Raw genomic sequence first — 12,448 nt, 5'->3', positions numbered from 1 at the left:
AGGTTGCCTAATCAAAGTACGATTAGGCAACCTCATGTGAAATATAACAAATTACCAACAACAGTTGACAAAGAACCGTTTTTTTTTACGAAAATTCAATCTTGCAGGTTGTGCAATCGTTGTAGGATCAATCATTATAATCTTATTTGTTAGTGGTTTTAACTTATGTTCATTGACTTAACTGGATAAGGTAGTAGCGAGCTTGATGCCTGATAGTAGTGGCGTAACGGTAGTAATCTATAAGTGCCATCCAATTGATGGGTTCGATTGACTACAATGTAAAATTGAATTTTAATTGATTATGAGTACAATATTGTAAGTTGGTACTAATGTATATTCATATGGACTTAAACGGCTAACTAAGCTAGTAACTGTGTGATTCTGTAAGCAGTTATCGAGGTGAGTATTTGGTTTTTATTAATAATTTTTTTAGTGATGTTCTGAATCTGGATTCAGTCGTGCTAACTTTAATGACGGTTAGTTTAATCATTATTACGACTTCAATAACATACTTATTAGAATATCGAGCAAGAAAGATGGACGTTCGCTATTTCAAATGGCTTCATTTGTTTGAGGGCGCGTTAGTTGTGGGGAGTATCGCGTTACTCCGGGCGGAATTTATCGCCCGTGATCCGGGTAACGTGGTTAGTTGGGGATACATCATTGCGCAGTTAACCATATTATTATTGAATTTATACACGATGCATAATTTGGCGATTACTGTGATCAATCTAGTCACGCCATGGGCTTTCTATGGTGAGGCGATGGTGGCAACTAAGGATTGGTCATACGTGGCGTTGTTTATTGGCATGTGGGTAGTGCTGGCAGCGACAATTATTTATATTAATCATCACCGAGAAAATGTGTTAATGTCGGAATGGCGATACATTCTATTACAAGCAACGTATGGCTTAGCTTGGTGTTTCATGATCTGGTCAGCCTATCACTATAATTTGCTGTATATCATCAATGTTTTGGTGTTATTTGTGGTTTATATGTTGGTGATTCGCTTCTTCGTCACGCGTATTGATCGGGTAATTGAACATTTTGTTTTATTAAATCAAGAAGTTAATTATGATGAGTTAACCGGTGTCTTGAATCGGGCCAAATTTGATGCAACCACGCTGGGTGTCGTCGGTATTCACCGGCAAAATCCCGAAGTGCCGATTACGATGGCAATGTTTGATATTGACCATTTTAAACTGTTCAATGATCGGTATGGTCATTTGGCCGGCGACCATGTGCTAAAATATGTGGCACAACACTTTTACCAAGCCTTGAATCAGCCAAACAAGCAACGGCAACTCTTCCGCTATGGTGGTGAAGAGTTTGTCGTGATTTTCCGTGGTGAAAGCGCAGCTGAAGTGCAACCAGTGTTGACGTTAGTTCGGAATTCGTTGCAACAAAATCCGTTGCATTATAGCGGTAAGAGCTTGACAGTGACGGTCTCGATTGGAATTTCGGCGTTAGCGCCAACTGATGTCGATTTCGATACTTGGTTTAAACGGGTCGATCATTATTTATATCTCTCTAAGGAAGCTGGTCGTGACCGGATTACCGTGGAAGGGACGACCCAACCGTTCGATAAAATTTAAGTTAATCGTATTAGAAAATGACCTGCAATTACTTGGATTCAAGTAGTTACAGGTCATTTTTGTTAGCAACATCAGTTAACTGCGGGCATAACCGTTTTCTTGCGTCACCGCAATTTGGCCGACTAAGTTTAAGTAGTCAAAAGGATTGTTGAAGTTAGGCGAGAACAACATGTCGACCATCGCTAGCTGATCAATGGTGCCGTGGTTTTGAATGAGCATCGAGACCACGTTAGCGGATTGGGAGACATCGTGTTGGCTCATTAATTGAACCCCCAACACTTGACGACTATTGCGATCATACACTAGTTCAATTTTGACCTCAAAAGCATCCGGCATAAAGTTTGGCCGGTAAGGGCCGTCGTAGTGTGCCGTTGCCGCATTCAAATGGGCGGCTTTAGCGGCTTTTAAAGTTAAGCCGGATTCGGCAATGGTGTGACCAAAGACTAACATGCCGGAAGTAATCTGGGTACCAAAGGTCCGAACGCGGCGTTCGCCAACGTTCATCCCAGCCAATGCGCCTTGGCGGACGGCTTGTGAGGCCAAAGGCAAGTAAGCACTCTGGTTCGTCACGTTTAAATGGACCACCGCAGCATCACCGGCGGCCAGAATATTTTCGTCAGAAGTGTACATGTAATCGTCTGTAATAATGGCGCCATTGGCTGTCATGTCAATTTGGCCTTTAAGCAACTTAGTGTTAGGTAGCATCCCAGCACTGACCGTCGCCATGTCCACGTGGTAGCGACCATCTTCAGTGGCAATGACCAGACTACCATCTGGATCTTCATCGAAACTCGTAACGGTCGTATCAGTTAGCACCTTAATGCCATGCGATTTGAGTAAGTCAGCCGTCGCTAACGATAAAGTAGGTTCAACGTATTTGTCGAGCAAGTACTTTGGCCGCTGGAATAAAGTCACTTCATGGCCAGTTTTGGCGTAACCTTCCGCAAGCTCGATGCCAATGTGACCGCCACCTAGAATTCCGATGCGGGGTTGGAATACGGTTTTTTGACAGAGGTCATGGGCTTGATCATAAGTTTTGCAGAGAAGCACTCTGGGATTTTCAATGCCCGTGATGGCTGGAATTGCGGTGGATGAACCAGCCGCCATGATTAGTTTGTCATAAGTATCATAAAAAATTTCTTTGGTGATCAAATTTTGAACCATTAAGGTGTGCGTTGCGGCATCGACTTTGATGACATCGTGTCGAATCCGCATGTTGACGCCTTGTTTCACAAAATCTTCTGGTTCGGCGTAAAAAGTCTCCTCCAGGCTTTTGACGGTTCCCTCGATATGTAAGTAGGTGGCGCAAGAAAGATAAGAAATCTTCTCTTGGCGTTCGTAGACGGTAATTTCAGCGGTCGGATAATTGATTAGAATTTGTTTGATGGCTGCAATCCCCGCGTGCGTACAACCAATGACGATAACTTTCATTAAAAAGCCCCTTTAATTAATTTACAGATAAGATTACTATATAGGTAAGTTTATACGTTTATTCATATTTACGTAGTCAACTATCACATTATACTAACTTTTATATTAAAAACAAGTCTGCTTAGCGGGGGTAATTCAGATGCAACCAGTCTATCGCTTCTTTGTGCAACCACAAATTGATACGCAAACGAAAATGATCAGTGGTTTTGAACTTTTAATTCGGCAAAAAACAGCCCAGGGTTGGCGTTTACCAGCCTCTTTTGATGACATTGATCCCGAGATCTTTGCCAAGTTATTATTAGTGACAACGAAGGTGCTAGCCCCCAAAGTTGAGCAATGTTCAGTAAATATTAGTCGTCAACAGTTAATGACGACGACTGTCGCCGATGCACTCGTCAAGTGTCAGGAACAGCTTTATCCGACCAAGCTAGTCGTAGAGTTAACTGAAGATGAGAGTACGCAAACATACTGTACTGGTTCAGTGTTGAAACACATCAAAACCTTTTTGCAGCGTGGGATGGAAGTGTCCTTGGATGATGTGGGTAGTGGGGAGAACTATTTCACTGAAATTCGAGACCTATTACCCTATGCGAGTGAGATTAAATTTGCGTTACAAAACTTCAAACAAGATTTTCAGACCCCAGAAATGCAACGCCGTGTTCATTTTTGGCGCGCCATTAGTGCTGAATATGGCTTACGATTAGTGCTGGAAGGCATTGAGACCAAAGACGATAATCGGCTAAGTAAAGAAATCGGGATTGAAGTCAAGCAAGGTTACTATTTTGGTAAGCCACGCTTACTGACTTTACCGCACGATAGTGAAAAACTGCTGGCGCATTAAGTTAGTGATTAAATCATAAAAATCAAACGGACCTTTGACCAATTATTGATCAGAGGTCCGTTTGATTATCGTGAGCAAAGTGGTCGATCGGCGGTAAATCCTTAGCTTGCACATTTTTAAAAATAATGTGGGTGAGTTCTTTGGGCGTTTGCGGCATGCCTTGCTTGACCCAATAGCGAATGATATCTTTGACGCCGCCCCAGATGTAGATCATCTGGTAAGGGTCAACGGTAGGAAGGTCTTCAGGTGTCGTCATCCGCATGCGTTCTAGTAACTTCGTCTTGCCTTCAACGAAGACGAGATTACTGAGTTGTGGCTGCTGATAGAAGGCGGTCAAGATGCCTTCGACATTCGTCATTGGTGTGGCTTGCTGATCAAATGGTGTTGACTTTAAAAAGTCGAGTTCAATGCTTTCCAGACATTGCGGAATATCAGTATAATGGCGATAAAAGGTTGTCCGATTAACGTCGGCTAATTGGCAAACTTCAGTGACCGAAATAGCCGTCACCGGTTTTGTTTCAAGCAGTTGTAAGACGGTGGCTTCGATCATTTGGCGGCTGTATTTAGCCCTACGGTTGTTTTTAGTGGCGACCATTGTTTTTTGCTCCTTTAGTGCAACAATTTAAACCAATCTGTTGCATTCACAACAAATCACGTTAGATTGATGATTGTCAGTCCTGATAAAGTCAGTTATTCTTTGAGACACAATGTTGCATTAATGGTAGTTTAACAGAAAATTGGGATGAATAGGGAAGGAATTAATTTAAATGCTGGAACTCAAACACATTAAAAAATATTATCACGTCGGCGATTCAGTCACTAAAGCGCTGGATGATGTTTCGGTTGCATTCCGGAAACGGGAATTTGTGGCGATCTTAGGGCCAAGTGGGTCTGGGAAGACTACGATGCTGAACGGGATCGGTGGCTTGGACGTTTATGACTCTGGTGACTTGATCATTAAGGGCAAGTCAACTAGGGATTTTAAGGCGAGCGATTGGGACGCTTATCGGAATAATTCGGTGGGCTTTATCTTCCAAAGCTACAATATTATTGGCCATTTAAGTATTTTAGATAACGTCGAAATGGGGATGACCCTGAGTGGCGTGGGCAATGCTGAAAAGAAGCAAAAAGCCATTAAGGCGTTGGAACGGGTCGGCTTAGGGCCGCATATGAACAAGAAGCCTAACCAACTTTCTGGTGGGCAGATGCAACGGGTTGCGATTGCGCGAGCGATTGCCAATGACCCCGAAATTCTCCTGTGTGATGAACCCACGGGTGCGTTGGATACTGAGACTAGTGTTCAGATTATGGACTTAATCAAAGAATTATCCGCCGAACGATTGGTTATTATGGTCACCCATAACCCCGAGTTAGCCCGGGAATACGCCAACCGAATCATTGAGTTTGCGGATGGGAAGATCCAACATGATTCGAATCCGTATGCTGAAGAAGCCGCGGATGAAACTTTTGCGCTCCAAAAGACGAAGATGACTTATTGGACTGCTTTGAAGTTATCCTTTACGAACATCAAGACGAAAAAAGGGCGGACGGCGCTAACGGCGTTTGCTTCTAGTATCGGGATCATTGGGATTGCGGTCGTCTTAGCGTTATCGACCGGGTTCCAAAAGCAAGTGAATAAAACCCAGACCAATACGTTAGCACAGATGCCAATCACAATTTCACAGACGGCGCAGCAACAGCAGACGCAATCTGATAAGTTGAAGACGGCGAAAGCTTCTGACAAAGCAGTGACGGCTAAGGTGAGTGCCGCCGATAAAGCGACGCATGCCAACAATCTCACGAAGACCTATCTCAATTACATTAAAGACATGTCGCCAAGCTTGAGTAAGAACGTGACTTACACTTATTCAACTGGGATGAACTTATTGCGGCAAGTGGACGGCAAGACTAAGTCGGTGTCGTTCTCGAACCAGAATACCAAGAGTTCCACGGCGACATCAATGTCATCAGCGATGAGCAGCATGTCCGGCGTCGCGACGTCTGTTTACCCGATGAGCCAGAGTGGTAATGCCAGCTTCCTCAAGAAGCACTACAAGGTCGTTTCTGGGCACTATCCAACGACGGCTAATGAAGTTGTGTTGATTGCAAATCGGGACAATACGGTGAACATCAATGCGTTGAAGAACTTGGGTTATTCGGCGAAGGCTGGACAGAACTTTAAGTTCGGTCAGATTGTGGGCACGACTATCAAAGTAGTCACGAATAATGACTACTATCAAAAGTTACCTACTGGAAACTATTTGCCGAACAAGGTCACTGACTCGCTATACAATAAGGCGGACAACCAAACCATTAAAGTGGTCGGCGTCTTACGTGCCAAGACAAAAGATTCTGATAATGTCTTAGCTTCAGGGATTGCGTACAGTGATAAGTTAACTCAGAATATTATTAAAATAAATCAAAATTCTGATATTGTGAAGGCCCAAAAAGATAGCGATACGAACGTGATGACCGGCGCTAAAGTGGATGATGATACCCGCGATGCCGTCGTTAGCACGTTGGGTGGTTCAACGACGCCTGCCAGTATCCTGATCTATCCAAACAGTTTTAAGAATAAGGATAAAGTTTTAAGTTATTTGGACAAATATAATAAAGGCAAGTCCAAGGCGGATAAGGTGATTTATACCGACTTAGCCGGGACGGTTTCGAGTTTGACGGGTGGCTTGATGGACGCGATTACGTACGTCTTGATTGCGTTTGCCGGGATTTCGTTAGTCACGAGTATGATCATGATTGCGATTATTACCTACACCTCTGTTCTGGAACGCACGAAAGAAATCGGGATTTTGAAAGCGTTAGGGGCACGGAAGAAAGATATTACGCGCGTCTTTGATGCCGAAACCACGATTTTAGGTGTCGCTTCTGGGGTATTAGGTGTCGTGATTGCTTGGCTATTGACGTTCCCAATCAATGCCGTGTTAAGCAATGTCACGGGCTTGAACAATGTGGCGCATTTAAATCCAGTTCATGGGATTGTGTTGATCATCATTAGTACCGTTCTAACGGTCTTAGGTGGGCATATTCCGGCACGGATGGCTGCGAAGAAAGATGCGGCAACTGCATTACGTTCAGAATAAACTAGTTAAACAAGATAGGCCTTAAGCCGCTGCGAATTTTCGTGGCGGCTTTTTTAGGCCCTAGTGGCAGTTGTCAAGTCTATCTGTTGACAATAAAGTAACAACTAAGTTATGATAATAGCTGTGCTTAATAAAACAATAAGTAATGACTTAACAGAAAGAAGACGTTTAATTATGAAATACGCAATTTCAGCAGCAACCGGTCATTTTGGTCAAATCGTCATCAAAGAACTTTTGAAGACGGTTGCACCGTCTGATGTTATCGCAATTGTTCGGAATCCTGAAAAAGCAGCGAAAGTTCTCCCAACAGCGATTACGGTTCGCCAAGCCGATTATACGGATGAAGCTGCGCTAGAACAGGCACTGACCGGTATTGACCGCTTCCTATTTATTTCTTCGGTACCAGGTGGCGCCGTTTCACGGGAACAGCAGCATCAAAACGTTGTTACGGCTGCGAAGGCAGCTGGCGTTGGGTACATGGCGTACACGAGTTTTGCCAAGGCAGATACGGCCAAATCGCCATTATTCACGGATCACGTTTTTACCGAAAAGCTGATCAAGGACAGTGGGGTGGCCTATTCATTCTTACGTAACGCTTGGTACTTGGAAAATGAAATATCTTATTTACAAGCTGGTGCTGCTGGAAAAGATGCTATTTACGCAGCTGGCGACGGCAAAGTTAGCTTTGCATTGGAACGTGAGTACGCCGTTGGTGCGGCTAAAGTCCTATTATTGGCAGATCCAAAGCCGGTCTACGAATTTGGTGGGCAACCACGCTCTTACGCGGACTTAGCTCAAGCAATCAAGCGGGCAACGGGGCACGACGACTTCCAGTTCAAAGCAGTTAGTCCTGCTGAGTATCAACAAGCCCTGATTGCTGGTGGCATGGATGCTAACATGGCACCAGTGATGGTTAGTATGCAAACGATGATGGCCGATAATGAACTAAGCGTCAACTCTGACGACTTAGCGACAGTCTTGGGCCATCCATTAACCCCAATCGAAACGGCAATCAAGGAGATTTTAGCGCGGTAACTTATGATTAGCTGTCGACGGCATCTTCGGGTACAATGAATAAAGATTAAAATGGTTTACAGGAGAGGTGCTAGTGGCATGAAGTATTCTTATAAATTGAGCGATGCCATTCACGTTTTGGCGTACGTTGCAATCATCGATGACCAGAAGATCACTAGTAACGATATTGCGTCTAGTATTGAAGCTAATGCTAGTGTTGTCCGCCGACTAATGGCTGATTTGAAACGTGCGGGATTGTTGATCAGTCAGGCTGGATTGGCTCGACCTCGGTTGGCAAAACCTGCCGATGAAATTACCGTGCAAGATGTCTTTAAAGCCGTTGAAACTAATCATGATCTGTTACACGTAGACCCACGGACGAACGTGGATTGTCCGATTGGTGCTAACATTCAGCAAACGTTGGAAAGTCTTTACGACCGGGTTCAGGCCGTAGCGGAAACAGAAATGGCACATCAAACGCTGGCTGATGTGATTGAAGGTATTCAGACTCGGCGGGCAAAAATTAGTTAGTCAAAAAGCTGTCATCATTTACGGTGATAGCTTTTTAGTAGCGTGACCGGGAGTATCTATTAAGATACTCCAGTCACGCTTTTTTGTACTTTCAATCTTTAGTCGGACAAGAAAATTTTTAAGACCGTTTCGTTTTAAGCGCTAGCAATAAGTTGTTGGCAAGTTCTTCTGGCGGCACTGGATCATCATGGGCTAGCCAGTCATTAATCACAGTCCAATAGCCACCGAGCATGAAAGTCATCAATAGCTTGATCTGTTCAGGACTTCCCGCACGATGCCAGGGCGCCTCGAATTGTTGGTATAGCTGAGCGGCCTGACTCATCATGGTTGGTAATCTTGTCATGAAGAGGTTTTGCTGGATCAGACAGTGGAGTCGTTTTCGGCGTTGCCACATAAAGTGAAAGAAAAGCATGACGATGTCATCAAAGGTGACGGTTTTAGGATCAAGGGTTTGAAGTGCGGCGGCGTAATCTGTTAAAAATTGTTGACCTAAATAATCCAAGATAGCCGACTTATCTTTGAAAAAACGATAAAATGTTCGCCGAGAAAGCTGTGCTTGGTCGGCAATCGCTTTAACTGTCAACGTTTCGTAGCCTTGTTGTGTTAATAATTCAAAAAAAGCGTCAATCAGCCAGGTTCGTGATTGCTGGGCAAGCTTAGTGTGTCCGTCCATTTTGAAGCCCCCTGTCACAGTTTTAGCCATTTGTAGCACTTGTTGATTAAGTCTCGACATTTTGATTGCCCTTAGTATACTAGGCTTTGAAAGAAATATCACAGCTGTGACAACCGAGATTTGCGCAAATCATCGACTTTCAATCTGACTGGGGGGTCATTGTGATGAACAAACTAAAGACCGTTTTACCCGTATTATTGATTGGCAACTTACTCTGTATGATGGATGTTTCAATTATGACGATTGTTTTACCGAAAATTCAGAGTGCTTTTAATGTGAGTCTGAATGATTTGTCTTGGGCATTGAACATTTATACGATTCTCTTTGCAACGATGATCATTCCGTTGGGCCGTTTGGCGGTCCGCTTCGGACGTAATCGGATGGTGTTACTGGGTTTGATTGTTTTTGGAATTGGGTCGCTAATGACTGGTAATGCCGCTAACTTACCATGGATGCTGGTGGGACGGGCCATTCAGAGTATCGGGGCTGCCAGTATTATTCCGACAAGTATGGTGATTGGGCTAGAATTGAGCATTCAGGAAAATCGTAATAAGGTTGTGGCAATGTTGGCTGGGGTGCAAGGCTTAGCGGTGGCGCTTGGGCCGAGTGTTGGTGGTTTTGTCGCCCAGTATTTTGGCTGGCGCTGGGTTTTCTTAATGAACGTGCCATTAGTCATCCTTGATATAGTTATTTTTGTGATTGTCTTACCATTGAAACATGAAGCAACGCAGGCAATTAAGATTGATTGGCTCGGCGCTGGCTTGATTATGGCGACCCTGTTCTGTCTATCTTTGGCCTTGATCAAAGGTTACACCTGGGGTTGGGAGTCGTCGGCAATTCTTGGCTTAGCCGGGGCAGCACTCTTAAGCTTCATTGGATTTATTATTCGCGAGCGGCAGACGGCGACACCAATGATTGACTTGTCGTTATTTAAGAGTCGCAACTTTGACGGTTCAGGGTTAGCACTAGTCCTATGCAACTTTTTCTTGGGGGCTTTCGCCGCATTAATGCCGACTTTATTGACTAAGGTACATGGCGAAAGTGAGCTGAACGCTGCCTTAAAAATAACCCCGTATTCGGTCGCAGTCATGTTATCGGTGATCTTAACGTCCTTACTAGTCAAGCGCTTGAATAATAAATTGTTGGTTGGGACTGGTTTTGCGATGATTGCGGGGAGTTATTGGTTGATCACACAATTACCAGTGACCAATCAGTATACAAAATTAATTGTTGGTGAAATTTGTTTGGGGATCGGTTATGGCTTAGTTGCAGCGACGGTGAATATTTTGGTCGTCGCAGATTTTCATGGTGTCAAATTAACCGACTCACAAAGCGTTGCCAATGTTTTGCGGCAAGTTGGGATGATTTTATCGATTGCAGTTTTCATGTCGCTATTGAGTAGCAACGTTCAAACGGCTAAAAATCAGACATTAACTTATAGCCATCGAACAGTTTCTCGGTTAAATGTGACGCAAACAGTTAAGACGAAAGCCAACCAGGAATTAGCGCGCAAATTTAAACAGAATACTAATAGTAATAGCCAAGTTAATCAGCATGTTGCATTCGCGGGCGTGACGGTTTCGACGGCGAAACGGCAACAGGCGGTTCAAAAGGCGACTAAAATAGAATTGAGCAAGGTCGCCATGGTGCATCAAATTCCGGTAACGATGATTCCAACGGCCCAACGCCATCAGGTTCAAACGGCAGTTACGACGGCTGTGAACCGAACCATTGATCATCAGGTGCGAGTGACTAACCAACAATTGAAACTGGGTGTCAATCGTATTCGGCGGCGGCTAACCCGAAATTTAAATAACGCTTTTCTGAAAACCCTCCAAGTCATCATTCCGTTGGCGTTGTTGTCAATTCTAGTGGTAGTGACCTTTAAATTTCGCGATTAAACGACAAAAAGACAGCTGTCAGGGCTGTCTTTTTTGTCCTGTGGTAGCGACAGAAAATGGGGGTCACAATTCAAACTAGCCAATTGAGTAATATAACATATTACTGGTATGAATAGTTTTTACATTGATAATGATGCCTGGATTTAGCAGATGTTTTGGATCAGGACGTGTTGAAAAATGGCATTAATAGACTGTACCGATAAGTCTAAAATGGGTAATTGCTTTATCGTGTTGCAAAAATAAGACGAAAAATACACAATCTATGACAACCTAAGAACACTGATAATTCGGCTTATAAATGACTGATTGAAACAGTTTAAACGACTTTAATTCGCCTAAAATCAGCTGATAAATTGTGACCAACTTAAATTATAGACCAATTTTGCAAAACTTTTTAAAACAAATTTGGTTGCTGGAATGGTTGATAGCATTGACTTTATTACCCTGTACTAAGTTTATAGCAAATAAAAGATGTTGATATTAAGAGTTAAAGTGGTAAATTATAAATATAGTTAATACACAAAGGGGATGTACAGTTATGAAAAAAGTTATTGGGAGTTTATTAATGTCGGGTGTTTTATTGGGGACGGTGGTTGCACCAATGATTGCTAATGCGGATACTACGACCGAAAACCGTAGTGGAGAAACCGCTGTTTCAGCAAACTTTACTGCCAGCACGAGTACGGTTACACCGGTTGATCCCACTGATCCTAACAAGCCTAGTACCGATGGCGATGGCAATAATGGGGCAACTGCGGGTGGTGGTTTATCCTTAATTTATGCGCCCAAATCACTAGACTTTGGGAGTCATGAAATTGATGTTTTAAATGATCAACATTATGCGGTTGATACTGCTAGTGCCAGTACCAAACTGTGGGATAGCAATGCGGTTTTAGAAGTTTCCGATGTTCGTGGGACGAATGCGGGTTGGCGTTTAACGGCCACTGGGGACGTCTTGACTGATGGGACTAATCCTGCAAAAGGGGCGACTATCTCGTTACCAACTGGAAATGTGACCAGTAGTGGAACTACGGCTAATGGCGCCAAGGCGGCAACCACACCAACCATTAATTTAAACGGTAGTACAACTGGTGTTGAAGTTTTAAGCGCGGCTAAAGATTCTGGTGCTGGGGTGACCGTTGATCAAATGGCACCAGCTGAGATTAACTTGAATATTGCGGCTAATACCGTTAAAGCTGGGACATACAGCTCAAAGATTAACTGGACACTGGCAGATTTACCAGCTGAATAATTCGTTAACTTAACAAATTAAAGGTGGACATTGTGTGCTATAGTCCCCTTAAGGTTGACAGATGAAAAACTATAATTCATCTATCAATCTTAAGGGGATTTTATTATGCCTA

At 43.6% G+C, this 12,448-nt stretch carries 10 protein-coding genes; 7 read left to right on the top strand and 3 right to left on the bottom strand.

The features are described from left to right. The first annotated feature begins 536 nt into the window (after positions 1-536). Positions 537-1,595: a GGDEF domain-containing protein gene (locus FFM70_RS13460; protein ID WP_223877507.1), complete on the top strand. Its 1,059-nt coding sequence runs from the start codon at positions 537-539 to the stop codon at positions 1,593-1,595. 75 nt (positions 1,596-1,670) lie between these two features. On the opposite strand, the gene FFM70_RS13455 is transcribed toward FFM70_RS13460, so the two are convergent. Further along, positions 1,671-3,026, bottom strand: coding sequence for an FAD-dependent oxidoreductase (locus FFM70_RS13455; RefSeq protein WP_137617361.1), 1,356 nt, complete (start codon positions 3,024-3,026; stop codon positions 1,671-1,673). A 139-nt stretch (positions 3,027-3,165) separates the two neighbouring features. Between FFM70_RS13455 and FFM70_RS13450 the strand changes: the two genes are divergently transcribed. Beyond that, positions 3,166-3,867 carry an EAL domain-containing protein gene (locus FFM70_RS13450; protein WP_137617360.1) on the top strand — a complete coding sequence of 234 codons (702 nt, stop codon included), beginning with the start codon at positions 3,166-3,168 and terminating at the stop codon, positions 3,865-3,867. A 49-nt stretch (positions 3,868-3,916) separates the two neighbouring features. On the opposite strand, the gene FFM70_RS13445 is transcribed toward FFM70_RS13450, so the two are convergent. Further along, entirely contained in the window at positions 3,917-4,462 is a 546-nt protein-coding gene (locus tag FFM70_RS13445) for a TetR/AcrR family transcriptional regulator (RefSeq protein ID WP_137617359.1), read from the bottom strand. A 172-nt stretch (positions 4,463-4,634) separates the two neighbouring features. Here FFM70_RS13445 and FFM70_RS13440 point away from each other — a divergent pair, with 172 nt between their 5' ends. The 3 genes from FFM70_RS13440 to FFM70_RS13430 all read left to right on the top strand — a co-directional run bounded on the left by FFM70_RS13440 (position 4,635) and on the right by FFM70_RS13430 (position 8,510). Next, on the top strand, positions 4,635-6,965 hold the full coding sequence (locus FFM70_RS13440) for an ABC transporter ATP-binding protein/permease (protein WP_137617358.1): 2,331 nt from the start codon (positions 4,635-4,637) through the stop codon (positions 6,963-6,965). Positions 6,966-7,139: 174 nt separating this feature from the next. Continuing rightward, on the top strand, positions 7,140-8,000 hold the full coding sequence (locus tag FFM70_RS13435) for an NAD(P)H-binding protein (protein WP_137617357.1): 861 nt from the start codon (positions 7,140-7,142) through the stop codon (positions 7,998-8,000). A gap of 78 nt (positions 8,001-8,078) precedes the next feature. Beyond that, on the top strand, positions 8,079-8,510 hold the full coding sequence (locus tag FFM70_RS13430) for an Rrf2 family transcriptional regulator (protein WP_137617356.1): 432 nt from the start codon (positions 8,079-8,081) through the stop codon (positions 8,508-8,510). A gap of 118 nt (positions 8,511-8,628) precedes the next feature. Here FFM70_RS13430 and FFM70_RS13425 read toward each other — a convergent pair whose 3' ends face one another. Beyond that, positions 8,629-9,183 carry a TetR/AcrR family transcriptional regulator gene (locus tag FFM70_RS13425; RefSeq protein WP_171002383.1) on the bottom strand — a complete coding sequence of 185 codons (555 nt, stop codon included), beginning with the start codon at positions 9,181-9,183 and terminating at the stop codon, positions 8,629-8,631. Between the two features lie 164 nt (positions 9,184-9,347). Here FFM70_RS13425 and FFM70_RS13420 point away from each other — a divergent pair, with 164 nt between their 5' ends. Then, positions 9,348-11,084 (top strand): MFS transporter, encoded by a 1,737-nt coding sequence (locus tag FFM70_RS13420; protein WP_137617354.1) that lies wholly within the window; start codon positions 9,348-9,350, stop codon positions 11,082-11,084. 538 nt (positions 11,085-11,622) lie between these two features. Then, a complete protein-coding gene (locus FFM70_RS13415) occupies positions 11,623-12,336 on the top strand; it encodes a WxL domain-containing protein (RefSeq protein WP_137617353.1) in 714 nt (237 codons plus the stop codon). Positions 12,337-12,448: the final 112 nt, after the last annotated feature.

Origin of the sequence: Lactiplantibacillus nangangensis (assembly GCF_005405065.1) — a bacterium.
Classification (GTDB): domain Bacteria; phylum Bacillota; class Bacilli; order Lactobacillales; family Lactobacillaceae; genus Lactiplantibacillus; species Lactiplantibacillus nangangensis.
This window is presented reverse-complemented; position numbering and strand designations above follow the sequence as displayed.